22 protein-coding genes are annotated in these 24,132 nt (G+C 72.7%); 15 read left to right on the top strand and 7 right to left on the bottom strand.

Going from position 1 to position 24,132, the window contains the following annotated elements; translation table 11 throughout:
• Positions 1-188 precede the first annotated feature (188 nt).
• Positions 189-359 (top strand): hypothetical protein, encoded by a 171-nt coding sequence (locus AB0L40_RS06070; protein WP_364350719.1) that lies wholly within the window; start codon positions 189-191, stop codon positions 357-359.
• 81 nt (positions 360-440) lie between these two features.
• Here the strand turns inward: AB0L40_RS06070 and AB0L40_RS06075 are convergent, their stop codons facing one another.
• The 4 genes from AB0L40_RS06075 to AB0L40_RS06090 form a co-directional block, all read right to left on the bottom strand.
• Positions 441-1,670 carry a hypothetical protein gene (locus AB0L40_RS06075; RefSeq protein ID WP_364350722.1) on the bottom strand — a complete coding sequence of 410 codons (1,230 nt, stop codon included), beginning with the start codon at positions 1,668-1,670 and terminating at the stop codon, positions 441-443.
• Entirely contained in the window at positions 1,658-2,746 is a 1,089-nt protein-coding gene (locus tag AB0L40_RS06080; protein ID WP_364350725.1) for a hypothetical protein, read from the bottom strand. Before AB0L40_RS06080 ends, AB0L40_RS06075 begins: the two co-directional genes overlap by 13 nt.
• Positions 2,747-3,017: 271 nt before the next feature.
• Positions 3,018-3,689 carry a hypothetical protein gene (locus AB0L40_RS06085; protein WP_364350728.1) on the bottom strand — a complete coding sequence of 224 codons (672 nt, stop codon included), beginning with the start codon at positions 3,687-3,689 and terminating at the stop codon, positions 3,018-3,020.
• Positions 3,690-4,235: 546 nt separating this feature from the next.
• Positions 4,236-9,263, bottom strand: a complete 5,028-nt coding sequence (locus tag AB0L40_RS06090; RefSeq protein WP_364350730.1) for a VCBS repeat-containing protein — start codon at positions 9,261-9,263, stop codon at positions 4,236-4,238.
• Between the two features lie 397 nt (positions 9,264-9,660).
• On the opposite strand from AB0L40_RS06090, the gene AB0L40_RS06095 reads away from it, so the two are divergent.
• Entirely contained in the window at positions 9,661-10,158 is a 498-nt protein-coding gene (locus AB0L40_RS06095) for a hypothetical protein (protein ID WP_364350733.1), read from the top strand.
• Between the two features lie 106 nt (positions 10,159-10,264).
• Here AB0L40_RS06095 and AB0L40_RS06100 read toward each other — a convergent pair whose 3' ends face one another.
• Positions 10,265-10,696 (bottom strand): VOC family protein, encoded by a 432-nt coding sequence (locus tag AB0L40_RS06100; protein WP_364350736.1) that lies wholly within the window; start codon positions 10,694-10,696, stop codon positions 10,265-10,267.
• A 55-nt stretch (positions 10,697-10,751) separates the two neighbouring features.
• Between AB0L40_RS06100 and AB0L40_RS06105 the strand changes: the two genes are divergently transcribed.
• Together AB0L40_RS06105 and AB0L40_RS06110 are read left to right on the top strand one after the other, a co-directional pair.
• Complete coding sequence (locus AB0L40_RS06105; protein ID WP_364350739.1) at positions 10,752-11,462, top strand: FadR/GntR family transcriptional regulator; 711 nt, start codon at positions 10,752-10,754, stop codon at positions 11,460-11,462.
• A gap of 8 nt (positions 11,463-11,470) precedes the next feature.
• Positions 11,471-12,841 carry an FAD-linked oxidase C-terminal domain-containing protein gene (locus AB0L40_RS06110; RefSeq protein ID WP_364350742.1) on the top strand — a complete coding sequence of 457 codons (1,371 nt, stop codon included), beginning with the start codon at positions 11,471-11,473 and terminating at the stop codon, positions 12,839-12,841.
• A gap of 168 nt (positions 12,842-13,009) precedes the next feature.
• On the opposite strand, the gene AB0L40_RS06115 is transcribed toward AB0L40_RS06110, so the two are convergent.
• Positions 13,010-13,558 (bottom strand): hypothetical protein, encoded by a 549-nt coding sequence (locus tag AB0L40_RS06115; protein WP_364350745.1) that lies wholly within the window; start codon positions 13,556-13,558, stop codon positions 13,010-13,012.
• A 289-nt stretch (positions 13,559-13,847) separates the two neighbouring features.
• Between AB0L40_RS06115 and AB0L40_RS06120 the strand changes: the two genes are divergently transcribed.
• The 9 genes from AB0L40_RS06120 (at position 13,848) to AB0L40_RS06160 (ending at position 22,167) form a co-directional block, all read left to right on the top strand.
• Positions 13,848-14,678 carry a substrate-binding domain-containing protein gene (locus AB0L40_RS06120; RefSeq protein ID WP_364350748.1) on the top strand — a complete coding sequence of 277 codons (831 nt, stop codon included), beginning with the start codon at positions 13,848-13,850 and terminating at the stop codon, positions 14,676-14,678.
• Positions 14,678-15,688 carry a phosphate ABC transporter permease subunit PstC gene (pstC, locus tag AB0L40_RS06125; protein ID WP_364350751.1) on the top strand — a complete coding sequence of 337 codons (1,011 nt, stop codon included), beginning with the start codon at positions 14,678-14,680 and terminating at the stop codon, positions 15,686-15,688. The genes AB0L40_RS06120 and pstC overlap by 1 nt, the downstream gene beginning before the upstream one ends.
• Entirely contained in the window at positions 15,685-16,686 is a 1,002-nt protein-coding gene (pstA, locus tag AB0L40_RS06130) for a phosphate ABC transporter permease PstA (RefSeq protein ID WP_364350754.1), read from the top strand. The genes pstC and pstA overlap by 4 nt, the downstream gene beginning before the upstream one ends.
• A 203-nt stretch (positions 16,687-16,889) precedes the next feature.
• Positions 16,890-17,633 carry a phosphate ABC transporter ATP-binding protein gene (locus AB0L40_RS06135; protein WP_364350783.1) on the top strand — a complete coding sequence of 248 codons (744 nt, stop codon included), beginning with the start codon at positions 16,890-16,892 and terminating at the stop codon, positions 17,631-17,633.
• A complete protein-coding gene (locus AB0L40_RS06140) occupies positions 17,617-18,375 on the top strand; it encodes a hypothetical protein (RefSeq protein ID WP_364350757.1) in 759 nt (252 codons plus the stop codon). The genes AB0L40_RS06135 and AB0L40_RS06140 overlap by 17 nt, the downstream gene beginning before the upstream one ends.
• Positions 18,375-19,052, top strand: a complete 678-nt coding sequence (locus AB0L40_RS06145) for a hypothetical protein (RefSeq protein ID WP_364350760.1) — start codon at positions 18,375-18,377, stop codon at positions 19,050-19,052. Before AB0L40_RS06140 ends, AB0L40_RS06145 begins: the two co-directional genes overlap by 1 nt.
• Positions 19,049-19,408 (top strand): hypothetical protein, encoded by a 360-nt coding sequence (locus AB0L40_RS06150; protein WP_364350763.1) that lies wholly within the window; start codon positions 19,049-19,051, stop codon positions 19,406-19,408. The genes AB0L40_RS06145 and AB0L40_RS06150 overlap by 4 nt, the downstream gene beginning before the upstream one ends.
• The gene (locus AB0L40_RS06155) at positions 19,405-20,832 is read left to right on the top strand and encodes an alkaline phosphatase family protein (protein WP_364350765.1); all 1,428 of its coding nucleotides are present in this window, start codon (positions 19,405-19,407) and stop codon (positions 20,830-20,832) included. Before AB0L40_RS06150 ends, AB0L40_RS06155 begins: the two co-directional genes overlap by 4 nt.
• Positions 20,833-20,904: 72 nt before the next feature.
• Entirely contained in the window at positions 20,905-22,167 is a 1,263-nt protein-coding gene (locus AB0L40_RS06160; protein ID WP_364350768.1) for an MFS transporter, read from the top strand.
• A 16-nt stretch (positions 22,168-22,183) separates the two neighbouring features.
• Here the strand turns inward: AB0L40_RS06160 and AB0L40_RS06165 are convergent, their stop codons facing one another.
• Positions 22,184-22,567, bottom strand: coding sequence for a metalloregulator ArsR/SmtB family transcription factor (locus AB0L40_RS06165; RefSeq protein ID WP_364350771.1), 384 nt, complete (start codon positions 22,565-22,567; stop codon positions 22,184-22,186).
• A 117-nt stretch (positions 22,568-22,684) separates the two neighbouring features.
• On the opposite strand from AB0L40_RS06165, the gene AB0L40_RS06170 reads away from it, so the two are divergent.
• A complete protein-coding gene (locus AB0L40_RS06170; RefSeq protein ID WP_364350774.1) occupies positions 22,685-23,035 on the top strand; it encodes a metalloregulator ArsR/SmtB family transcription factor in 351 nt (116 codons plus the stop codon).
• On the top strand, positions 23,032-24,132 hold a 1,101-nt coding region (locus AB0L40_RS06175; RefSeq protein WP_364350777.1), incomplete at its 3' end, for an HAD-IC family P-type ATPase. The genes AB0L40_RS06170 and AB0L40_RS06175, both read left to right, overlap by 4 nt.

The following is a 24,132-nucleotide window of genomic DNA, read 5'->3' on the forward strand; positions in this document are numbered from 1 at the left end:
CTCGCGATGACAACCGCAGCTCGTTGAGATGGCGGTCCAGGCCCATCGTGTTGCCGCGGACCGCGCTTTCCGGGGTCGGGTAGGTCCACACGGCCGTGCGTCCGTCCCAGTCCACCGGAAGGCCGTGCCGTGCGCGGCCTTGCGTCGGCGACGAGAGGCGACGGCCGCTCTTCTTGCCCGTCGGGTCGGTGATCCACGTCGATCCGCAGCGAGCCGTCAGCGGGCGGGACGAGCTCGCGCTGTCGATGCTCATCGACGCCGAGGACGAAGCCGCCAGCACGCTCGACGCGGTGACCGTGACGACGACGATCCAGAGGGTTCGCCGGAGCATCACGGCTGGTTGCAAGTCGACTCGTTGACGTCGGGCGTGTTCGGGTCGTCCGGTCGCGGCTCAGGGATCCTGAGGCTGCTCGGGTTCGGGCTTCCGTCGTCGTTCGGGTTCAGCACGTGGGACGAGCCGTGCGCGACAGGTCCAGGCTTCCCGGACGGTCGATGACGCGTACCCGGTCCGCCGGTCGGCGCGCGGTCGTGAGGCGGATGACCAGCCGATCGTTCTCCCAGGACACGACATCGAGCGAGCCATCGAACCGCGTCCGTCGGTCATCGAGTCTGCGCCAACGCTTTCCGCTGGGGGTTCCCAGCCACAGTGCGCTGCAAGACCGCGCTCCTGCTCTTCCGCGCACCGACCGCGAGACGCTCACCAGGACACGATGGTGCGCCGCGGTCGTCGAGATGCCCTGGACATCGTGGATCCAGACGTTGGCGTGGCGGCTCCGTCCACGCGAGTCCACCCACGCCGGCCGGTAGGTGCCGGTCCTCGATGCAGGTGTGAGGAGCAGCGCGAGCGAGCCGTCGACCTGGAGCCGCGGATCCGTGGTCGTGCGGCGTGGGGCATCGGCACCACGAAGGGCCTGCGTTGCGGTGAGCCGGTAGCGCTGCCGACCGGTCTTCAGGTCGGTGACGGTGAGCGTCCCCGCGCCCTTGGACCATTCCCGTGCCGGGATACCCTTGGTGGTGGAGAAGTCCAGGAGCCGGTGGCCGGCTGCGAAGGCGCTGCGGCCCGGGACGTTCGATGCGAGTGCCTGCCCGGTGATCGGATTGACCAACGACGCCGCGCCGTCCGCGGTCTGACGGCGACCGAACACGGGCGTCGGGCCGAAGACCAGGCCGGAGCTGGTGGAGTCGTACTCTGCGGTGCTGCGCGGCGCCCCGGAGGTGGCGTCGAAGACAAGCAACTGGGCCGTGGGCAAGCGACGCGGTACCGCACCGGATCCCGGGTCGAGGGGCTCTGACCACTGCCCGCTGATCGCTGCACCGCCGTCGCTGACGACGACCTGCGACGCCACGAAACGCGGGTACGCAGCGTCAGCGGGCGCGGTGACCGCCAGCCCGGTCCGGCGCGTCGGACCTCCGCGAAGCGGACGAGATCGCAGCTCGTACCGCATCCCGACCTCCGTGGTGCCGCCGGGCCGACGAACCACAGAGCTCGTCAACCACCACACGCGACCACGGTCGACGAACACGCCCCCGCCGGACTCCGGCAGCGTCAACGCGCTCCCCTGCAGGCCGACAGACCACGAGTTCGCGACCGCGTCCGGAGCGCCCACCAGGGCCGCCCAAGACAGCGCCACGACCACGACAGCCGATCGCGACCGCGTCATCGTGCCCATGTGCTCAGCCTCCACATTGCAAGGTGTTCGGGTCCTCGCCTGCAAGCGGACGGCGTCGTCGGCGCGGGCAACGTCACCGGCGCTTCGCTTGCCACAGATGCCCGTTGCGGACCGCCGCGATCGAGCCCACGCGACGAAGCGGCCGGCCGACCCGCCGGACCCGCCCAGACGAGTCGACGACCACGGCCCGCAACGGCCGAGCGCCGCGTGCGTTGACCGTGGTGCTCAGGGAGCCGTCGGGGTTCAAGCCGACTCTGACGCTTGAGCTCCCCACCGGCGGCGTCGGCGATCGTCCGGGCCGTAACCCGGTAGCGCGTCTTTCCGGTCCTCAGATCCCTGACCGTCGCGGTCCCAGTGCCCCGGATCTGCGTATCGTCGTGCCGGTCAGTCGGTGCGAGGGACAACGCGAACCGTCCGGCGACCTCTCGGACGTCAGCAGCATCGACCGGCAGCGCCGCGAACATGGCAGGATCCAGCGACGGTCCGGACGCCACCGCACTGGAGGTCTCCAGCGCCAGGACGGCCGGGTCGCCGTCGATGAAGCGCCGCCCGAACCCACCACCTTCCGACACCCGGATCGGCTGATCGAGAACGGGCTTGCCGGTCTCCGTCGAGAACGCCGCGTAGAACGTCTGGTCCGCCCCGGGCCCGTCGGTGCCTGGGCCGGGCCCCCAGCCGCCGATCACGTAGACGCGGCCGTCTCGAACCTTGAACTGCTGAACGCTGGGCTGCGGAAACTCGGTCGTCCTCCCGACGGCATCGACCGCGGGAGCGGGATGCGTTAGCGCGACCGTGTCGAGTCGCAGCTTTCGGGTCGTCCCGCTGCCCAGCGACCGCGAGCGCAACATCACCGGATACGTCGGCGAGCGGTATCGCCCGCCGTAGCTCAGCCACCACACGTGCCCGTCAGCGACCACCGTGTGCGGCGAATCGGAACCAGAGGTGTTCGACGCGAACGCCGGAAACGGCGTATCGATCGACGCGCGCCACGACGCCGCCGATGCGCCGCCGACCCCGATAGCGAGCGCCCCGACCATCACACCGGTCGCCACACCCCACATCCGGTGCATGCTCATGGTCACTTGTAGTCCGTGCTGGTCTTCTTGGTGCAGGTCTCACCATTGGGCGCGGTCTTCGGAGACGCGCCACCGTACTGCCAGATCGCCCAGCCCAGGACGCGCGTCTGGGGCCATTGCAGCCCGCCGTACCGGGCGTACCCGGCCTCGGGACCGGGGGTGGTTGTAGCCCGTCGAACCGGTGGCCGGGCCCCGGCCATAGCTCCGTCGACCAGGTTGCCACTGTCGACTGGCGCGCTGCGCCGCTTCACACGTTCGTTGGACGAGAGCCTCACGGGCATCGCGGGGCATGCCGTGAGGACAGTCGTTCGCGATCCAAGCGGGTGCGCACGAGCACGTCACGCGACCGCACTGCGCGGTTGTCAGGCTCGGTTAGCGAGCCGCCGTCCCACGTCGCGGTGCGGCCGTTGAAGAGCTCCGGCAGGGTCGGCGGAGGACGCAGCCGCCCGGCGGCCTCGCGATCCAAGCGATGCCCGCGCTTGCCTGTCGCGTCGGTGACCCATACCCCGCGGCACCGGCGCGCGTCGAGGCGGACCACCGTTCGGCGGGACGTGGGCAGCGTCGCGACGACCTTCGCCCGGTCTACGGGTCGCGACGCGTAGCGGACCCGCCCACGCGGATCCACGTACACGGCGCGCGCCCGACCAGCGCGCGCCAGCGTTCCCCACACGCCCAACGATCCGTCTGGCCGCAGCGTCAGCTGCTCGACGACGTCGCGGTCGCGGCTGCGCCCGACCGTCAGCGCCCCGGCGATCCGGCCCACCGACACCCGGTAGCGCACCCGCCCCGAGGACAGCTCGCGCACCTCGATGACGTCGCGAACCCCCGAGAAGTCGCCACTGCGCGCGAGCCCGGGACCCTCTGCGACGTAGCGTCCCGCGGCTTGTACCTGCGCTGCGGGCGGGACCCAGGGCAGCACCCGTCCCGACACCGCGTCCTCCAACCGCGTCACCGTCCGGCGATCGCCAACGATCGGCCCAGGCACAGCCCGCACCGGTCGCGGCCCCTGCACTCGTCCGGTGGGCGCTGCTCCGCTCTCAACCGTGTGACCGGTCCGCGTATCGAGCACCAGCTGCCCGTCAGGGGCGCACGGAGAGCCGCTGTCGCGAAATGCGCACCGCGTCGTCCGCAGGAAGAGCCTGCCGTCGCCGACTATCGGGCCATCGGTCGTGACGTAGCTCCAGGACGCGGTGTCTGTGCCCTCGGGAGTCGGAGGTGCTGGCGGAGCGACTCGCCACACGCGGCCACGACCTCCCGCGAGAGATCGCGAGCGCACTTCCGCAGTCGCCCCGACACTCGAGCGCCAGACCACCCGCGTAGTCCACACTCGTCCCTCAGCGAGCGCCACCCTGGGCCCGTAGGAATCAGGCCCGACGGCGTCGTTCAGGACGAACCCAGACCGTGCCTGCACCGGGGACGCGACTCCCATGGCAGCCCCGGCCGCCAACCCGGCAACAACCACGCTGCGGCAGCCCCTGATGTTCACCGGTCAGCCTCCCAGTTTCGGGCACGCCCGCTGGCCTGCCATCGGCGTCGCAGCAGCGGTGTAGGCCTTCGCGTTTCGGTGTGCCTTGTCGGTGATCCACTTGCGGATCTCGCATCCAAGCAACCGAGACTGTGGATGATTGAGGCTCAGCGAACCCGCCTGGCGTCCGTAGCCTCGCGAACCGCGTACCGCGAGCACCGGTCCGGGATAGGCCCACTCCGCGTTCTCGACTCCCGGACTCATCGTGCGGGGGACCGACCCGAGGAATCCGGTGTCCTGGTCCGACCCTCGGCTTGCCAGCGGCGGCGCTCCGCGCATGGCTGGGGGCCGCTCGATCACGTTCCAAAAGTTGACCATGCGGACCTTGCCGTCTGTGATGAGGCTTTGCAGGGTGCCGCGCTTCTTCGATCCCGCGCTCGGGGCATCGCGGATCCAGCGCACTCGCTCGATCTCGGCATGCGAGTCAGTTCCGACACCCTTGGCGCTGTTCGGATTGTAGTTGTAGTATCCAAACTCCGTGGCCCAGATCGGCGGACGGCTTCCTGCAGTCCCGGCGGCCGTCGAGCGCGACGAGAGGATCTTCAGGTCCTTCGCGTAGCGGTCGAGGCGTCGGCGCAACGACATGTTGCCGTTGGTTCGGACCTTTCCGGTCACCCCGTTCACACCGTAGGGGTCGTCAGGCGACGCTTCCCACGGCGCCTTCTTGGGCTGGTACGGGTGCACCGCGAACGCGTCCGTGATCGGGACGGCACCGGGGTTGCCCTCCGCGGTCCAGCGAGCCTTCGCGCGATTCAGGGCCTGGCGTACCCAGTTGTGTGGGGTTGTCTTCCCGGAGCCGCCGTTGAACGAGTTGGTCTTCGGCGTGACTTCGCCGAACGCGACCTTGATCTGCGGGCTTGCCGCCTTCGCTCCCGCGTACCCGGCCGCGTAGAGTTCGCCGTAGCGCTCTGCGCTGTTGCGTCCTAGGCCGTCAACCGCCACGGTCTCGTCTGATGTGCGCATGAACGACGGGCTACTGTTCGAGAGACTCGGATGGATTCGCAGCGCACCGCCGGGCTCTTCGTCCGTGATAGCGAGGTACCGCGACGGCTTCCCCTTTAGCGTGGCGTTGGGCTCGTTCCACAGTCCCACCGAGGTCACAGCCGCGCCTGCGCCGTCCGGCAGTGTCTTGAAGTGCGAAACAGCCTCCTGCACGAAATGTCGGTAGTCCTGCGGCCGCGGGTTCCATCCCGTCGGGCGGTAGTGCTCGGCGCTCTGCGCGAACTGGCCACCGCCGGCTCCGCTGCCGACGCATCCGCGGGGTGCATAGGTCCCGAGAGTCTGCAGCGCGGCGCTGTCGCATTCGGTGTAGGACGACCAAGTGGCGCCCGACAGCGTGACGTGTACCGTCATGTCTCGCTGGTGCGCGAGTTTGATCAGGTCGTCGTAGGGGCCCCACAGCCAACGCTGCTCGACCCGCTTGGCCGCAGCGCCGGAAGGCGCGCCGGCCGGGTTCAGCTGCGTGTCGTCGAATGCGATCCCGGCGGGCACGGTCGGGTAAGGCTTGGGGGTCGTTCCGTCCGGATAGGTGGACAGCGTGATGCGGTCAGTTGGCGTCTGAGTCGGAGGGTCGCCCTCGACGACGGGCGTCGTCATCGCGTCCGGGTGCAGCCGGTCGACCTGGCCCCACCACACGAAGATCCGCAGTTTGGTGACTCCCAAATGCTTCAGCTGGTCGAGCACGTCGCTGACCGGTGTGGCGCCGATGTCGCGCTTCCACAGCAGGTTGCGATCGTCTTGAGCACTGATCTCCGCCGGCGTGAGGGTCACGCCATCGTTGGCGGCTGCCGCCGTCGCGCGGGCTGACGGTGCACTGTCCGTATCATCCTCGTCCTCGGGGAGGTCGTCGGGGAATGGCAGGTCCTGCTCGAGTCCCGGTGCACGCGACGCGGTCGAGCGCACTTCCAGCGTCGTGCCGTTCAACCGTGTTCCGACGACGTCGCTGCGCCCGTCGGCATCGAGGTCGTGCGATGTGATCGCGAACGGCTGGGCGATCGTGCCCAACTCGATGTCGCCGGGGGCGAAACCACCCTCGATGCTGCTGGCCCGAGCGAACACCCGGTCGGGCTCGCCGCTCTGCGCGACGCGGAAGACGATGTCCTCGAGGCGATCGCGGTTGACGTCTCCGAAGGTCAGCTGCGCGTCCTGCGGCCCGGTGCCCCACGTCTGCGACGCGTCGAAGCCGATCTCGTCCTCGAGCGCCGGTCGGAACCGGACGACGCCGTCGGAGGGTTCGTAGGTCAACAGGTCTCCGGCGCCATCGCCGTCGAGATCCGCGACGTCGACGTCGCGCGTTCCCGGGATCGTCAGGAGATCCCGAGCGGGCAGGAAGCCGAGGTCCGTGCCCTCCGCAACCCACAGCACTCGGGTGGAGGCGTCGACGCCCCACAGGTCGGTGAAACCGTCACCGTCGATGTCGGCCATCTGCAGCGAACGGGATGCAGGCCAGTTCGACTCGGTGGAACTGGCCGTGACGTCCGGAGGTGCAACAAACGCCGTCCCGTTGGAGTCCACGCGCAGCAGCGTTCCGGATGATGTCTGGCCGACCAGATCGGCACGCCCGTCACCGTTGTAGTCGCCGACTGCAGTCCGCTGCACCGCGTCGCCGAGCGTTCCCCACCCTGCTGCGGGTCCGAAGGTGCCGTCACCGGTTCCCAGGCGCACGGTCGCTGCGCCGGAAGACGTGTCGACGAGCACGACGTCCGCGGCGCCGTCGCCGTTGAAGTCACCAAAGCGATACGCGCGGGCGCCGGCGTCGATGTCCTGATCCGTGAGCGGCTGGCCGCAGCATGGTGCGTGGACGGTGAACTGGGCGTCCTTCTCGTGACCGAGACGGTCGGTCGTGACGACCCGGACCACGTAGTCGCCGGCGGTGAAGGTCCCGGCGGGCGGGGTCCAGCTCGTGTTCAGCGGCTGGCTGTCGCCGGCGACGGTCTGGTCGACGCTATGCACGAGATCGTCGTCCACATAGACCTCAACACGTTGGACGCCGGATCGTTGCTCTGCCGGTGCCCCGGAGGGGTTGCCGTCGGCGGTGTTGATCGTCAGCGCCCGGGGTTCGGTCGGGCCGATCTCGGTGTCGCGCTGGGTGAAGAGATCCCCCGCGAGCGTGAGGTCCGGCGCGCTGCTGTCGAGCTGGATCTGGACGTTCTGGGCCTTGTAGCGGCCCCCGGCGTCCAGCGCGACGATGTTGCCGGTGCGGATCCCTTCGCCGAGGTCGGGGATCGGGAGGTCCTGGTTGTCGACGTTCCAGGTGCAGACCTTGTTCGCGGTCAGTGGGCAGTCCTCGTTGACCTGGGAGAGGACGTTGCCGAAGTCGTCGCGCAGCCCGATTCGCTGGACGCCGACGCCGTGGTCGACGGAGCTGACCTTGACGCTGGGCAGCGCGTCGACCCAGCCGGTCGGCAGGCCGGTGACCGTGAGGGTCGGGTCGACCGCGTCGACGGCGTAGGCGCGGTACCAGCCCATCGCCAGTGACGTCGACGGGCGGTCCGGCCACCAGCCGCCGGCGTCGCCGACCTGGTCGACGAGGCCGACACCGATGATGTTGTCGGTCTTGGACGCGATCGACCCGGAGTCCGGATTGTCGGGGTTGGTGAGGTAGATCCGGCCCGACGCGCCGTTGGTGCCGTTGCCCAGATCGTTGACGTACCCGGGGTTCTCCGCACCCCACGTGTTCGTGCCGGTCTGCTCCTGCCAGTGCGAGCTCGTGTCGGCGTTGCCGTCGCGGTCGAGGAACCCGATCCGCGGCCGCAGGTAGTTGGAGGCGTGGTACCAGACCGTCGGCACGTACCCGAAGACCAGCGAGCCGGCGTCGAAGCGGTACCAGATCGCGTGCTCGCTGGACAGCTTGCGGCCCGTCCCGGCCTCGATCGTGCCCGGCGCGTCCGGGTCACCCGGGGCGAAGCGGCCCCACGCGCCGGCCTCGCCGAAGACGCCGGGCTGGATCTGCTGGTAGTTCGTGCTCGCCGGGGTGAAGATCCCCAGGCCGCCTTGCGAGGTCGGCAGGTTCTCCGCGCTCTGGAAGTACTGAAACGGCTGCGCCGCGTTGCCCCTGGGGGTGCTGAGGTTGAACCAGCCGTCGTAGTTCGTCGACCCCGTCCGCCAGTTCACATCGTAAAACAGGTCCGGATCCAGGTTGATTGGCCAAGCCGTCTCGTCCGGATCCGGGTCGACGGTGTAGGTGATCGTCGACGCCGCTTCGTCGACCTTCGTGGTCATCGGGACCGACTGGCCGTCCGCGTCCCTGGCGGTCGCGATCGAGACCGCACCCACCGTCCGGTCCTGGTCGTCCACGATCTTCGCCGACCCGCCCGCGTCCTTGACGAGCTTCTCGCCCTTCTGCAGATCCAGGGGCATCGAGATCGACCGGTCAGCAAGCGGACTTCTGAGGCTGGCCGCAATGGAGGCCCCGATCGGCAACGCCCTGACGAGCAGATCTCGATCCCGCGACTCGTCCGGGTAGACCACGTTCTCACCCGACGCGACACCCTCGGCCCCTGATCCCTTGGGCGCCAGGCGCACCGCCAGGTTGCCGATCAGCAGCGACCCGCCCGCAGTCTTGGGGGCAGAGACCGGAACGAGCGGCCGCTTGACCTGGAAACGGCCGGCGTTCTCGTCGAACGCGAGGTCGGCGACCTTCCACTTCGGGTCGTTGGGGTCGTCGCCCGTGTTCTGGGCCAGCGGCAGGCTCGAGAGCATCACGCCCTCCGCCCTGCCGTCCTTGCCGCGGACCCGGATCGCGTTCTGGCCGATCACCTCGTCGATCTCGCTCGCCTTCGGCACCACAGCACCTGTCGACACCAGCGCCGGCGACCGCGTCCCGATCTGCTTCCGCACCGCGGCGGCGGTCGTACGGCCCCGGTACGCGGTTCGGGAGCGTTCGAACCGCTCGAGCTCCTCCTTCGAGCGCTTCGGCGGCGTCGACCGCCGCGGCGGGTTCGGCGTCCCGGTCTCCCGGAACGCCCGGTTCATGTTCTCCCCGAGCTGCACGGAGAGCCGCGGCGGTTGCGGCCCGGACGAGGACGGCCGCGGAGCGGCCGCGGACGCGACGCCCGCGACGGACACGCCACCGAAGACGGCAGCGACGACAAGGGGTGAAGGACGCACAGGGCGCCTCCTGGGAACGGGGGACGGGGGGGGATCTGCGCCCATCACTCCTCGGGTAAACGAGAAGTAAGCGGCGACGAAGTCACCCTACGCAGAGCCGCGTGCGTCATGCAAGTGGATGCGCGCCACGTAGCCGGACGTACGGCACGAACACGACGATCCGCCGCTGTGCCGCGACGACCGTCCGTCGCGACGCGGAGGACCCCGGGCCCGCGGCGGCGCGACGGGAGAGAACCCGTGTTCTTTGACCGGGCCCGCGGCCGCTGGGAGGCTCGCGCGCATGTCGACCACGCACGAGCACGCCGCCCCCGCCCACGCCGGCGAGCCGCCCACGCTGGAGTCGAGCCTGCGGTCGTTCGCCCAGGGGCTGCCGGCGGCGGACCGGCCCGACGCGCTGCACCAGCTCTTCTACGGCTTCTACTCGCGGGTGGCGATCGTCGACCGCTCCGTGAACGAGCTCGCGCGCTGGGCGAAGGAGGACGTCGCCGGGATCGACGACCTGCCGCCGACGCTGGCCGAGGCGCTGCGCGACAACGCGCTGCACGTCGGCCGCGAGCTGTTCGCCACGCGCATCCAGACGATGACCGCGATGGGCTTCGTCTCGCGGCAGCTGTCGGAGCTGCGCGCGTCGATCCCGGCCGACCAGGAGTACACGCTCGATCGCGCCGTCGCCTTCGACCAGCAGACCGCCGAGCTGCGCACCTACCCGCTGGACGCGCCGGGCGGCCACCCGGACCTGCCGTACGACCCGTTCGCCTACGACCCCAGCGCGACGTAGGCGGCGCTCGCGGGCCGCGCCGCGGTGGCGGGCCACGCCACGCCGCGCGGTCGGGCGGGCCATGCCGCGCGGTGCGACGGGGCCCGACCGTCGGCGCGGGCCGAGGTCAGCCCGCGATCGAGGGGTGCGGCCCGTCCTGCGGGGTCGGGAACGTCGCGCCGTCGATCAGCTCGATCCGGTACCCGTCCGGGTCGGTGACGAAGGCGATCAGCGGCAGGTCCTCGCGGCCGCCCGGGTGGAACGCCGGCTTCTCCGGGTGGTGCCCGTGCTCGGCGAGCCCGGCGAGGGCCGCGTGGATGTCCGGAACCGTCAGGGCGATGTGGTTGTAGCCGTCGCCGAGGTCGTAGGGCTCGGTCCGCCCGACGTTGACCGTCAGCTCCAGCGTGTCCTCGCCGCCCGGCAGGCCGAGGTACACGTTGTAGGCGCTGTCGAAGTTCAGCCGGCCGCGCTCCTGAAAGCCCAGGAGCCCGTAGAAGCGGAGCGCGGCGTCGGGATCCAGGACGCGGACGCAGGTGTGCACGAACGAGGTGGCGGTCATGGCGGAAGCATCCTAGCTTGTCTGACCAGCAGACAAGTGGTCTATGCTGCGCGACATGTCGTTCCAGGAGGTCGTGCGCCGACCGGTCTACGAGCAGGTGGCCGGCCAGCTGCGCGCCGCGATCCTCGACGGCGACTTGGGCGCCGGGCACGTGCTGCCGTCGGAGCGCGAGCTCTGCGCCCGCTTCGGCGTCGGCCGCACCACCGTGCGCGAGGCGCTGCGCGCGCTGCAGGCGCAGGGCCTGGTCGTCGCGGCCGGCCCGACCGCCCCGCTGCGCGTCACCGCGGCGGACGTCCTCTCCGCCGGCCCCGTCGGGGACGCCTTCACCGCGCTGCTGAAGCTCGGCCAGGTGCCGCTCGGCGACCTGATCGAGCTGCGGCGGGCGCTGGAGGGCGCCGCGTGCGCCGCCGCGGCCGTCCGGAGCCCGCCCCCGGACCTGTCGGCGGCGCGCACGGCGCTGCGGGCGATGGACGAGGCGGGCGACGACGTCGACCGCTTCGAGGTCGCCGACGTCGCGTTCCACCTGGCGCTCGCGGACGCGTCGGGCAACGGCGCGCTGCGGCTCGTGATGCTCGCCGTCCGTGCATCGGTGTCCGAGCACCTGCGCGTCGCGCTGCACCGGCTGCCGGACCCGGACGACGAGCTGGCGCGCCTGCGCCGCGAGCACGCGGCGATCCTCGACGCGGTCGACGACGGGCGGGCCGAGGACGCGGAGCGGCTCGTCCGGGACCACGTCCGCGACCTCTACCTGCGGACCGCGCGATGAGCTCCTCCGTGTCGCCTCCGACCGCCCTGCTCGACGATCTGGCCGCGGCCGGTGACGTCGTCGTCGACGCCGACGTGCTGGAGGCGTACCGCCGCGACCAGGCCGCGCCGGGGCTGCTGCCCGCGGGCGTGCCCGCCGCGCTCGTCCGGCCGACCAGCACCGGGCAGGTGCAGGCCGCCGTGCGTGCGGCGGCGCGGCACGGCGTCCCGGTCGTGCCCCGCGGCGCCGGCTCGGGGCTCAGCGGCGGGGCCAACGCGATCGACGGCTGCGTCGTGGTCTCGCTGGAGCGCATGACCGAGATCGTCGAGCTCGACGCCGAGGGACTGACCGCCACGGTCCAGCCGGGCGTCGTCAACGCCGTCCTCGGCGACGCGGCGCGCGCGGCCGGGCTGTTCTACGCGCCCGATCCCGCCAGCCGCGAGTTCTCCACCATCGGCGGCAACATCGCGACGAACGCCGGCGGGCTCTGTTGCGTCAAGTACGGCGTGACGCGCGACGCCCTCCTGACCTGCGAGGTCGTGCTCGCGGACGGCCGGACCGTGCGCGTCGGTCACCGGACCCGCAAGGGCGTGGCGGGCTACGACCTCGCCGGGCTGGTCTGCGGGTCCGAGGGCACGCTCGGGATCGTCACCGAGGCGACCCTGCGGCTGCTGCCCGCGCCGCCGCCGAGCAGCACTCTCGCGGCGACGTTCCCGTCCGTCGAGGCCGCCGGCGACGCGGTCGTCGCGATCGTCCGGCGCGCCCGCCCGTCGATGCTCGAGCTGCTGGACCGCACGACCCTCGCGGCCGTCCAGGCGCTCGAGCCGCTGGGCTACGAGGAGGACGTCGAGGCCGTCCTCTTCGCGCGCTCCGACGCGGGCCACGAGGCCGGGGCGCGCGAGATCGCGCTGATCCAGGAGCTCTGCGACGCCGCCGGCGCGACGCTGTCGGTCGTCACCGACGACCCGGACGAGGGCCGGATGGTGACGGTCGCCCGCCAGCTCGCCTACCCCGCGCTGGAGCGCCGGGGCGCGACGCTCCTGGACGACGTCGCCGTGCCGGTCCCCCGGATCCCGCGCCTCCTGACCGGCGTGCAGGAGATCGCGCGCGAGCACGGCGTCCTGATCGGCACGTTCGGGCACGCCGGCGACGGCAACATGCACCCGACCGTCGTCTACGACCAGCGCGACACCGACCAGGTCCGCCGTGCCCGGGCGGCGTTCGACGCGATCGTCGCGCTCGCGCTGGAGCTCGGCGGCACCGTGTCGGGCGAGCACGGGATCGGCCTCTTGAAGGTCGACCACCTCGACGCGGAGCTCGGCGACGCCCGCGCCCTGGGCCGCGCGATCAAGGACGCGTGGGACCCCGCCGGGACGATGAACCCCGGCAAGGCGATCTGACCGGCGTCGCCGGGCACGCTCCTCGGCCCGCTCGTCGTCGTCCGCGCGGCCGAAGAGGCGCCGGCCCCCGGGGACCATCCACCGACTGGGGGACCGCGTGGGGGGCGCGCAGGTCGCCCTCCCGGGGGGCCCGCCCGGCCCCGGGCGGCCCCCGCGGAAGGCCGCGACTCAGCCCAGGTCGAGGTCCACGTCGACCGTCGTGGTGACCGGCGCCGGGGCCACGCCGGGGCCGGCGGCCGTCGCCGGCGGGGTCGGCGCCTGGTAGGTGACGTCGATGCCGAGGGTGACCTGCCGGACCTTCTGCGCCGTGCGGCGGCGCAGGTAGGCGCGACCCTCGGGCGTCAGCTTGATCCGCAGGCCGACGGACTTGCTCGTCGTGCCCGTGACGACGCGGTCGGCCGTGAAGACGAGCGTCGGCACGGTGGTCGACGCCGTGACCCGCACCGCGTACGTGCCGGGCGCCGTCGACCCGATGCGGACGAGGCGGTTGCCGGCGTGCAGGAAGCGCTGGCCGCCGACGGCGTCGAGGAACGGCTGGACGTCCGCGGCCACTGATCGCGTCACGTCCGTGCCCGACGGGAGCGGGATCTTGACGCAGCTCGTCTTCGTCGTCACGTAGCCGGGAGCGCAGTCGGCGGACGCGGCTGGAGCCTGGGTCAGCACGACGGCACCGACGGTGAGGGCGAGGGCCGCGAGGGCGGCCGGGGTCTTGGGCACGGGGACTCCGTTGTGGATCGAACGCGGCGGACGGTGCCCGCCGATCGTGCGCGGCACGATTACGTGAAGCCTGACATGAAATTCCCTGTTTTAAACAAGATGGCGCGTAAACGCTCGTATGTCGTATATTCGCTGAGCCGGATTTCCCATTCCGGTTCACGTTTTCCGTGTCTCAGAGTTCGCGTTTTCGCACCCTGGTTTTTGTATTTGGGCAATTCCCATTCGATTTCCCTACTATGCATCCGCCGTCGGCTCGCACCGACCCGAATCGAAAAGGATGCACCCCACAATGAAGCCTCGTACACTGGCCGCGCTGGCCGTCACCGCCACGCTCGCCGTCGTCCCCTCCCAGGCCTCGGCCGCCAAGGCCAAGAAGGTCACGCTGATCGGCTCAGGCTCCGTCGCCGCCCAGCCGTACTTCCTCTCCCTGTTCAAGGCCTACCGCACCGAGCACCCCAACGTGCGCTTCGTGTACACAGCAAATGGTGGGAACGTCGGGGTCAAGGACGTGCAGCAGGGCAAGAGCCAGTTCGCCGGCCAGGCCCGCACGCCGCTCCCCAGCGACGCCGGCACGACGTACGTCAAGGGCTTCCTCGACGGCATGGTCGTCGCGACCAACCCCGCCAACAAGCTGACGTCCATCGGGCTCCCGCAGCTGAAGGACATCTACTCCGGCGTGGCGACCAACTGGTCCTCCGTCGCGGGCTCGGGCCTGACCAGCACGATCTCGGCCTTCGGCCGCGACAGCAACGGCGGTCAGTACCAGTTCTTCAACACCGCGGTGCTCGGCGGCGCGGCCCCGGCCTCGCGCGTCACGCCGTTCCTCTCCGACGGCCTCGTCGCCAACGCGGTCGCCAAGGACCAGGCCGCCATCGGCTACCACGGCCTGGCCTGGGTCACGAAGAAGGAGCGCGTGCTGAAGATCAACGGCATCGCCCCGTCCGCGAAGACGATCGGCAACCAGACCTACCCGCTGACGCGCTTCATCTTCTTCGTCCTCCCGACGACGAACCCGAACAAGAACGTCCAGAAGTTCGTGGACTGGGTCCGCACGAGCGCGGCCGCCGGCAAGGTCCTGACGAAGTCGGGCGCCGTCCCCGCCTTCAACAAGAAGAAGTAGTGGTCTCCGTCGCCCCTCATCACGAGGAGCGACCACCCCGCTGGTCGGACCGGCGCGTCGGCATCCTGCTCGGCGCCCTGGTCTGCGGGGTGCTCGTCGTGATCGCCGGCATGCTCGTGGTGGTCCTCCACCGCGCGTGGCCGTCCTTCCAGCACAACGGGCTGGCGTGGTTCGGCCCCGGCGGCGACGTCGACGAGCAGATCCGGCAGATCTCCCTGTCCGGCCAGTCCGGCACGAAGGACAGCGACTTCACGTGGACCTTCCACGCCTGGCCGCTGATCTGGAGCACGATCCTCATCACCGGGGGCGCGGTCGTCATCGCGTTCGTCACGTCGCTGTTCGTCGCGGTGTTCGCGGTCGAGTTCGCGCCGCCGCGGATGCGGGCCGTGCTGGACCCGCTGATCCGGCTGCTCGCGAGCGTCCCGTCCGTCGTCTACGGGCTGATCGGCGTCCTCGTGATCACGCCGTTCATCGGCAACCACCTCATCTCGGAGGGGCAGAAGGCGTCCGTCGCGTTCCAGATCCCGCTGACCGGGTTCAGCCTCCTGGCGGCCGTCCTGATCCTCACCGTGATGATCGCGCCGCTGATGATCGCGATCTTCTCCGAGGGCCTGCGCTCGGTGCCCCAGACCTGGCTCGAGGGCTCGCTCGCCCTCGGCGTCAACCGCTGGCGGACGTTCTGGAAGATCGCCGTGCGCACCGCGCGCCCCGCCCTGGTGGCCGGGACCGTCCTGGCGACGGCCCGCGCCCTCGGCGAGGCCGTGATGCTCGCGATGGTCTCCGGGTCCGTCGGCTTCGCGCCCAACCCGCTCGACGGGCTGCTCTTCTTCGTCGAGCCGTCGCGACCCCTGGCGGCGACGATCATCTCCAACTCCGAGGACCTCTCGAACCCGCCGATGTCGTCGACGCTGTTCGCGATCGCCTCGGTGCTGCTCGTGTCCGCGGCGCTCCTGTCGCTCGCCGGGCACCTCGCCAAGCAGCCGATGAAGAAGTACGGGGTGCGCTCGTGAGCACCGTCGCACCGCCGGTCCCGCCGTCCGCCGGCGACGCGCCCGGGCCGGGCGAGCCCCCGCGCGCCGCCCACCGCGACGCGCGGGAGTCCAGCTCGACCTGGCGCCTGACCGACCGGATCGGCCTGGCGATCTGCTGGGCGCTCGGCCTGGCGTTCTGCGCCGTGACCGTCGCGATCGTCGGCTTCATGCTCGTCCAGGGCGCGCGCTACGTCCGGCCGGAGCTGCTGTTCTCCCGCCCGACCGCGGGCTTCACCCAGGCCGACACCGGCGGCTTCCTCGACCCGCTGATCGGCACGTTCCTCGTGTCCGGGATCGCCATCGCGATCGCGCTGCCCGTCGGAATCGCCGTCGCCGTGTGGCTCAGCGAGTACGGCCGGCCCTACCCGCTGGCGCGCTCCGTCGAGTCCGGCGTCGAGATGATCGCGGGCACCCCGAGCATCGTGCTGGCGCTCTTCGGGACGCTGCTGTTCTCGCACCCCGCGCTCGGGTTCCTCAGCCGCACGACCGACGACGGCGTCGTCTTCGGCCGGTCGTTCTTCGCCGCCGGCGCGATGCTCTCGCTCGTCGCGCTGCCGCTGATCGTCGGCGCCACCCGCGAGGGCCTGCAGGCGATCCCCGGCCACGTCCGCGAGGCGTCCTACGGCGTCGGCAAGACGAAGGCCGCGACGATCCGGCGGATCCTGCTGCCGACCGCGCGACCGTCGATCGTCACCGGCACGATGCTCGGCATCGGCCGGACGATCGGCGACACCGCGATCATCGTGATCCTGCTCGGCGCAACGCTGCAGATGGACAGCGGCGACGGACCCGGCGGCTACAACGTGCTCAGCGGCACCGGCTCGACGCTGACGAGCTACGTCTACTCCAACGCCCCGACCGGCGAGGGCAACCAGCCCGAGAAGGCCTACGCCGCGGCGTTCGTCCTCCTGATCATCGTGCTCCTGCTCAACGTCGGTGTCGACGTCGTCAGGCGCCGCGCCCGGAAGCTCTCATGACCGACACGACCCCTCCCCCCGTCCGGCGCCTGGCGCCCGGCGACGCCGCCCGCGTCGTCGGCGACGCGGCCCCGTCCGTCGCGCCCGCCCCGGTCGACGCGCCGGCTCCGGTCGGCACCCCCGCCGGCGGCGAGCCCGCCGAGCTCGGCCTCGTCTCCGCGCCGCGGCGGCGGGTCAGCGCGTCGAGCTTCGCGATCGACCGCATGGCGATCGAGGACGTGTCGATCGCCTACTCCGGGATCCCCGCCGTCCGGAACGTGTCGCTGCCGGTCCGCCAGGGCGAGGTGCTCGGGCTGATCGGCCCGTCGGGCTGCGGCAAGACGACGCTGCTGCGGTCGCTGAACCGCCTGACCGAGCTCAACCGCGCGACGTCGCTGACCGGCCGGATCGCGCTGGACGACACCGACATCACGACGCTCGAGCCGACGCTCCTGCGGCGGCGCGTGACGATGGTCTTCCAGCAGCCCAACCCGTTCCCGATGAGCGTGTTCGACAACGTGGCCTACGTCCTGCGCGAGCAGGGGTCGCGGAAGCCGCCCAAGAAGGAGCTGCGCGTCCAGGTGCAGGACGCGCTGACCCGCGCCGGGCTCTGGGACGAGGTCCAGGACAAGCTCGACCACCCGGCCCTGCGGCTCTCCGGCGGCCAGCAGCAGCGGCTCTGCATCGCCCGCGCGCTCGCCGCCCGGCCCGAGGTGCTGCTGCTCGACGAGCCGTGCTCCGCGCTGGACCCGCGGTCCACGGCGGTCATCGAGGACCTGATCGTGCGCCTGCGCGACGAGGTCGCCGTCGTGATCGTCACGCACAACCTGCAGCAGGCGCACCGGATCGCCGACCACGTGGCGTTCATGTACCTCGGCGAGCTCGTCGAGTACGGCCCGGCCGCGCAGATCTTCCGGCGCCCACGCGAGCAGCGCACGAGGGAGTACGTCAGTGGCGCGTTCGGCTGACCCCGGCCGATCGCCGGCCCGGGCCCTGGTGCTCGCCGGCGTCGCCGTGCTCGGCGGCGCGTCGCTGACCGGCTGCGTGTCGACGCAGACCAAGAGCATCCGGTCGAAGGTCGTCGTCGACCGGACGCTCCTGTCGCGCCGTGCCGTGACCGTTGTGCGGGCGGACCCGCGGGTCGAGGTCCGCGACGTCTCGGTGCTGCGCCGGGACGGGCTGGTCGCCGCCGTGGTCGTGCGCCTGCGCAACCGCGGGACGGCGCCGCTGAACGACCTGCCGATCGCCGTCGGCGTCCGCACGCCGCAGGGTCGGCGCGTCGTGCTGAACGCGCGCCCCTCGCTGCCGTACTGGCAGACCCACGCCCCGGCCGCGGCCCCGCGCGGGATCGCGACGTGGGTCTACGTCCTCCCCCGCGCGCGGCGCCTCCGGGGCACGGCCTTCGCCGTCGTCGGCCCGGCCGAACGGCCCCCGACGCGCGCCGGGACCGTCCCGCGGATCGACGTCGTGACCCGCGGCGCCGCGTCCGCCGGTGCCGTGCCCGTCGCGGTCCGCAGCCACACCGACGTCCCGCAGTACGGCCTCGAGCTCTACGCCGTCGCGCGCCGCGGCGGCCGCGTCGTCGCCGTCGGCCGCCTGCCGCTCGACCATCTCGGCAGCGACGCGAGCGCCCGCGCGTCGATCCCGCTCATCGGCGACGCGCGCGGCGCCGTCGTCCGCGTCGTCACCGCCCCGACCCTGTTCTCCTGATGCCACCGACCGACACCGCGGGCCCCGTCCCCGCCCTCCACGCCTGCGCCGACTGCGAGTCGCCGCTGCAGGCCGGGCAGCGCTACTGCATCGTCTGCGGCGCGCCCAACCGCGCGGCCGAGGACCCGGCGGCGCGCTACCTCGCCGCCGCGTCCCAGCGCCGGCGGCCGGTCGCCGCGGCACCGCGCCGGAAGGGCGTCGGGATCGGCACCGCCGCCGTGCTCGCCGCGCTGCCGCTGGCGGTCGGGATCGGCGTGATCGCCGGGCGCTCCGGCGACGACGGGGACCTGGCCGCCGCGCTGCGCAAGCAGCAGCCGACCGTGGTCAACGTCGGCGGCGGGGCGGGCGCCGGCGGGACCGCGACGACCGCCGCGGGCGCCGATGCGGCCGCGGGCGCGAAGCAGGACGCGAAGGCGGATCCCAAGGCCGACGCGGAGGCGAAGAAGCGCTCGGAGGCCGTCGTCGGCAGTGGCGCGGGCGGCAAGGCGCACAGCGTCGAGCACCACGTCTCGACGGCCACGACCAAGGCACGCGACAAGGCCGTCGTGCGGAAGCTGAACCAGGAGACGGGCAAGAGCTACGTGGAGTCCCAGCGCAACCTGCCGGACGTCATCGAGGTCCAGCCGGACCCCGACGCCGGGCCCCCGGCCACCCCGCAGTCGGCGGGCCAGCCGTGAGCCTGCTCGGTCGCCTCACCGGGCGCCCCGCCGCGCCGCCGGCCGACGAGCCCGAGGCCGCCGTCGTCGACCCGGAGCTGATCGCCACCCGCGACCGGCTGGTCGAGCGCTACGCGGTCCTGCAGTCGCACCTCGGCGGGCTCTTCTACGAGATGGCGATCCGCGACGCCGTCCGGATGGACGTCCTGACCGCCAAGGCCGCGGAGCTGCAGCGCGTCGACGCCGAGCTCGGCCAGGTCGAGCGGCTCCTGCACAGCCGCGAGACCGGGATCGCCGGCCGCTGCCCGGTCTGCGACGCCGCCCAGGCGCGGGCCGCGGCGTTCTGCTGGCAGTGCGGCAGCGCGGTGGCCGCGTGATCGACCGCCGCGCGCTGCGGGAGCGGCTGCAGGAGCTCCGGGGCGTGCGCGTCACGGCGTGGCCGCTCGCGCTGCTCGTGGCGGTCTCGTCGCTGTCCACGCTCGGCGTCGTGCTCGGCGCCGGGGGCGGCGGGCCGTCGCAGGCGGAGGCCGCGGCGCTGCTGCGCGGCGCGCCGATCGAGGTCCGCCGCGCAGCGGGGATCGCCCCCGACGGGACCACCACCGCGGCGGCCGGCGCGACGGCCGGGGACGACGCGTCGGCGACCGGCGACGCGAAGGCCGACGCGTCCGGCGACGACGGCGACACCGCCTCGGCCACCGCCGACGCGTCGGCGGACCCCGCGGCGTCCACGGACGACGCCGCGACGGACGGCGCCGGCGACACGACGACCGACGACACGCCGACGACCCCGTCGACCGCGCCGCCCGTCGGGAGCAAGGTGCAGCACGTCTTCGTCATCAGCCTCCACAGCCCCGGCTACGACGCCACGTTCGGCCCGGCCGCGGCGGGTTCGTACCTCGTCAAGACGCTCGCGCCGAAGGGCGTGCTGCTGAGCGGCTACGGCCTGCTGGGCACCGCGACGCTGCCCAACGGGGTCGCGCTGCTGGGCGGCCAGCCCCCCAACCCGCTGACGACGCAGGAGTGCCCGACCTACGCGGACTTCCCCGCCGGCACGAAGGCGGCGCAGGACGGCACGATCGACGCGTCCGGCTGCGTGTACCCGATCGACGCGCTGACGCTGCCCGACCAGCTCGGGAGCGCCGGCCACGACTGGCGCGCCTACGTCCAGGGGATGGGCGACGGCCGGACCTGCCGGCGCCCGGGCCCCGGCGAGGCGGACCCGACGCTCAGCGCCGACCCCGCGGTAGGCGCCCGGCCCGACGACCCGTACGCGACCCGCAAGAACCCGGTGGCGTACTTCCACACGCTCGTCGACCTCGGCGACTGCGCGAAGAACGACGTCGGCCTCGACGTCCTGGACCACGACCTGCGCCGCCGCGCCGACACGCCCGCCCTCTCGCTGATCGCACCGGACCTCTGCCACGACGGCTCCCGCGAGGACTGCGGCACGACCGGCGCCGCGGCGGCCGACGCGTTCCTCGCGGGCGTCGTCCCGAAGATCCTGGCCTCCCCCGCGTACCGCGCGGCGGGCCTGCTCGTCGTGACGTACGACGGGGCCCCGGCGGCCGCCGCGGGCGCCACGAAGGACGCGACCGCCGCCGCGCTGCGGACGGGCGCGGTGCTCGTGTCCCCGTGGACCGCCGGCGGCACCACCGACGCCACGGCCGCGAGCCCGTACGCGCTGCTGCGCACGGTCGAGGACCTCTTCGGCCTCAAGCACCTCGGCGCGGCGCAGGGCGTGAGCGTCCCGACCTTCGCGCCGCTCGCGCTCGGGCAGGCCGCGGCCCCGCCGGACAACTGAGGGTCGCGGCGCCTCGCGGCGGACGAGCGCAAGCCCCATCGGCAACGTTCGTGCATATGCAATCCTGTGCATGTGTCCGTCGCGGTCGCACCCCCGGCATCGCCACTCCGCGACCGGACGTACCGCCGCCTGTTCACGGCGCAGGTCGTCGCGCTCCTGGGGACGGGGCTGGCGACCGTCGCGCTGTCGCTGCTGGCGTACGACCTGGCGGAGCGGGACGCCGGGGTCGTCCTCGGGGTCGCGCTGGCGCTGAAGATGGTCGCCTACGTCGTCGTCGCGCCCGTCGTGGCGGGGCTGTTCCAGCGGGTCGAGCGCCGGCGGCTCCTGATCGCGGCCGACCTCACGCGGGCGGCCTGCGCGTTCGCCATGCCGTTCGTCACGCACGTCTGGCAGGTCCTCGTCCTGATCTTCGTGCTGAACGCGTGCTCGGCGGCGTTCACCCCGACGTTCCAGGCCGCGATCCCCGACGTCCTCCCCGACGAGGAGCGCTACACCCGCGCGCTGTCGCTGTCCCGGGTGGCGTACGAGCTCGAGAACCTCGTGAGCCCCGCGCTCGCCGCCGCCGCGCTCCTGGTCGTGAGCTTCCACGCGCTCTTCGCGATCAACGGGATCGCCTTCCTCTGCTCCGCCGCGTTGGTCGGGTCGATCCGGCTGCCCGCGGCCGCCGGCGCGGCCCGCTCGGCGGCGGGCTCGGGCTGGGAGCGCGTCAGCTCCGGGACCCGCCGCTACCTCCGGGTCCCCCGGCTGCGGGCGCTGCTCGCGCTGGACGTCGCGGTCGCGTCCGCGAGCGCGATGGTCATCGTCAACACCGTCGTGTTCGTCCGCGACCACTTCGGCCGGAGCTCCGACGTGGACGTCGCGATCGCGCTGGGCGCGGCGGGGGTCGGGTCGATGGCGGCGGCCCTGCTGATGCCGCGCGCCCTCCGGCTCCTCGGCGACCGCGCGACCCTGCTCGCCGGCGGGGCGGTGCTGCCCGTCGGCCTGGCGCTGTCCGCCACGCTCTCCGGCTACGGGGCGCTGCTGGCGGTCTGGGTGCTGCTGGGCATCGGGCTCGCGCTGATCGAGACGCCGTCCGGGCGCCTGGTGCAGCGCTCGGTCTCCGACGGCGACGGCCCGGCGCTGTTCGCGGCGCAGTTCTCGCTGTCCCACGCCTGCTGGCTGGTGACCTACCCGGTCGCCGGCGTGCTCGGCTCCGTCCTCGGGCTCGACGCCGTCGCGTGGATCCTGGCGGGGGTCGCCGCCGTGGCCGCGGTCATCGCCGCCCGTCTCTGGCGGCATCCGACGGTCGCGGAGCGGATGCCCTCCCGCGGCGCGGACGCCGTCGGGCCGGCCTGACGCCCGGCCGGCCCCGTCAGGCGCGGCGGGCCGTGGGCTCCGGCACGACCGGCCCGTCGTCGGCGGCGCCGGCGATCAGGACGTGCTCGTGGTGGTGGCGCATGGCCGCGAGCAGGTCCGGCAGGTGGTGGTCGTGCAGCCGGTAGAAGACCTGCCGGCCCTGGCGTTCGGACGCCAGCAGGTTCGCGTCGCGGAGCAGTCGCAGCTGGTGCGACGTCGCGCTCTGCGACAGCCCGGAGGCCTGCACGAGCTCGTCCACCGGGCGCTCGCCGTCCAGGAGCGCCCAGAGGATCCGCAGGCGGCTGGCGGTCGCGAACGCCTGCAGCGACGCGGCGAGCCCCTCGGCCTCGGTCGCGCTCAGCGGCCGGGCGGCCGACGAGTGCTCGGAGGGATGCGGCATCGCCCAAGGATAGGCGGCGCCCGGGCGGCCCGCGAACGCCCGGCCGGCGATCGTCGTCGCGACCCCGTCGCCGTGACGCCGGGTGGAGTACGTCCGTACGATCGTTAGGATGTCCGCATGTCGGACGCCTGCGACCTCCTCTGCCTGGACCTCGAGAAGGCCGAGGGCCTCCGCCACGGGCGCCTGGAGCAGGCCGCCGCCGAGCAGCTCGCGCTGGGCGCCGCGGCCCTCGGCGACCCGACGCGGGTGATGCTCGCGATGGCCCTGCGCGGCGGCGGGGAGCTCTGCGTCTGCGACCTCTCCTGGATCGTCGAGCGCCCCGAGAAGGTCGTCTCCCACCACGTCCGGAAGATGCGCACCGCAGGCGTCCTGCACTCCCGGCGCGACGGGCGGATGGTCATGTACGCGCTGACCCCCGCCGGCGACCGGCTCCTCGACGCGCTGGTGTCGCGCGAGGTGACCGCATGAGCGACGGGTGCTGCGGTGGCCCGCCGCCGGAGCGGACCGGGCCCCTCCTCGAGCTGCAGATGGCCGCGCCGGAGGCCTCCGCGGACGAGTGCGCGTGCTGTGCACCGCCCGTCGGGACGCGGACGATCGTCGACGCCTGCGGGTGCGAGATCGAGGTCCCGGACCCGACCGCGCCGGTCCAGCGGCTCCACGAGGTCCGCGAGATCCGGCTCGCCGCGATCTCCGGCACCCTGCTCGCCGCCGGCCTGGTGCTCCACGCCGCCGGCGCCGGGACGATCGGCACGGTCCTCGAGGTCCTCGCGCTGATCGCCGGCGGGCTGACGTTCATCCCCCAGTCCGCCCGGGCGCTGCTGCGCGGTCGGCTGTCGGTCGGGACGCTGATGATGATCGCGGCGGTCGGCGCGGTGCTCCTCGGCGAGCTCGCCGAGGCCGCGACCCTCGCGTTCCTCTTCTCGATCTCCGAGGCGCTCGAGAGCTACGCGATGACCCGCACCCGCCAGGGGCTGCGCGCGCTGATGGACCTCGTCCCCGACCGCGCGACGGTGCGCCGCGACGGGGTCGAGCAGGCCGTCGACCCCGTCGAGCTGCGGGTCGGTGACGTGCTGGTCGTGCGGCCCGGGGAGCGGATCACGACCGACGGGACGATCCGGACGGGCCGCTCGGCGCTGGACCTCTCCGCGATCACCGGCGAGTCCGTGCCCGCCGAGCGCGGGCCGGGCGACGACGTCTTCGCCGCCGCGATCAACGGGTCCGGGGTGCTCGAGGTGGAGGTCACCGCGCACGCCGGAGAGAACTCGCTGGCCCGGGTCGTGCGGATCGTCGAGGAGGCGCAGGAGCGCAAGGGCGCCTCGCAGCGCCTCGCCGACCGCGTCGCGCGCCCCCTCGTCCCCGGCGTCCTGGTCGTGGCCCTGCTGATCGCGGTCGTCGGCTCACTGGTCTCGGGCGACCCGTCCGAGTGGATCGACCGCGCGCTCGTCGTCCTCGTCGCCGCGTCGCCGTGCGCCCACCCAGCGGATCGAACCGATCACGTAGCGCGCCGAGATCCTCGGCCGCGGGAACCTCGCCGCGCTCTTCCGCAGCCAGCAGGTCCGCCATCC

This window comes from Patulibacter sp. NPDC049589, assembly GCF_040675535.1.
Taxonomy (GTDB): domain Bacteria; phylum Actinomycetota; class Thermoleophilia; order Solirubrobacterales; family Solirubrobacteraceae; genus Patulibacter.

Bases quoted from the DNA above. Each gene is read 5' to 3' on its own strand.
- AB0L40_RS06165 (WP_364350771.1), bottom strand. From the start codon at position 22,567: ATGCCGCATCCCTCCGAGCACTCGTCGGCCGCCCGGCCGCTGAGCGCG.
- AB0L40_RS06100 (WP_364350736.1), bottom strand. From the start codon at position 10,696: ATGACCGCCACCTCGTTCGTGCACACCTGCGTCCGCGTCCTGGATCCC.
- AB0L40_RS06075 (WP_364350722.1), bottom strand. From the start codon at position 1,670: ATGGGCACGATGACGCGGTCGCGATCGGCTGTCGTGGTCGTGGCGCTG.
- AB0L40_RS06120 (WP_364350748.1), top strand. From the start codon at position 13,848: ATGAAGCCTCGTACACTGGCCGCGCTGGCCGTCACCGCCACGCTCGCC.
- AB0L40_RS06080 (WP_364350725.1), bottom strand. From the start codon at position 2,746: ATGAGCATGCACCGGATGTGGGGTGTGGCGACCGGTGTGATGGTCGGG.
- AB0L40_RS06105 (WP_364350739.1), top strand. From the start codon at position 10,752: ATGTCGTTCCAGGAGGTCGTGCGCCGACCGGTCTACGAGCAGGTGGCC.
- AB0L40_RS06145 (WP_364350760.1), top strand. From the start codon at position 18,375: ATGCCACCGACCGACACCGCGGGCCCCGTCCCCGCCCTCCACGCCTGC.
- AB0L40_RS06135 (WP_364350783.1), top strand. From the start codon at position 16,890: ATGGCGATCGAGGACGTGTCGATCGCCTACTCCGGGATCCCCGCCGTC.
- AB0L40_RS06095 (WP_364350733.1), top strand. From the start codon at position 9,661: ATGTCGACCACGCACGAGCACGCCGCCCCCGCCCACGCCGGCGAGCCG.
- AB0L40_RS06170 (WP_364350774.1), top strand. From the start codon at position 22,685: ATGTCGGACGCCTGCGACCTCCTCTGCCTGGACCTCGAGAAGGCCGAG.